1 protein-coding gene is annotated in these 549 nt (G+C 61.7%); it reads left to right on the forward strand.

All coding sequences use genetic code 11. The features are described 5' to 3' along the window. On the forward strand, positions 1 to 384 hold a 384-nt coding region (locus EXE42_RS15820; RefSeq protein ID WP_199240780.1), incomplete at its 5' end, for a DNA cytosine methyltransferase. Between the last annotated feature and the right edge of the window lie 165 nt (positions 385 to 549).

The raw sequence follows: 549 nt of genomic DNA on the forward strand, positions 1-549 counted from the left end.
TGGCGGACGAAGTTCTCCGATTACCTCCGCAAAGCCCACCCCGACAAACCCGTGAAGTCGGTGCTGGCAAGTCCAGGGTATCGGACTGGGCCGTTCCATTGGGACGGACGACGCTTCGCTCCGCGGGAACTGGCCCTGCTCCACTCGTTCCCACACGGGTTTGATCTGCCCGAGGCGACGACGGTTGCTCGCGAACAGATCGGCAACGCAGTTCCGCCCGAACTGGGAGCGTCGGTCGTTGGGGCGGTCCTCGGTACCCACGAGCAGACGGACGCCGAACAGCTCCCGTCGCCCCGTCGAGGGCGGACGAGTCACCAGACGTATCGTGAGCGGACAGAGCGGCGGCTGAAAGAACTGTACGGAGATGATGTCCTTGATGACTGAACAAGAGCCGTACGTCGGCGTTGAGGCCGCCATCGGGGATCTCCCTGATCCAGACAGCGATCACGATGTAGACAACCACGTGTCAATCAATCACGCAGAAAGTACGGTGGAAAAACTCCGTGAGACGGAGCACGGACAAGCGAAACATCCTGCGTACGCACGGGC

Origin of the sequence: Halorubrum sp. SP3 (assembly GCF_005435195.1) — an archaeon.
Taxonomy (GTDB): domain Archaea; phylum Halobacteriota; class Halobacteria; order Halobacteriales; family Haloferacaceae; genus Halorubrum; species Halorubrum sodomense.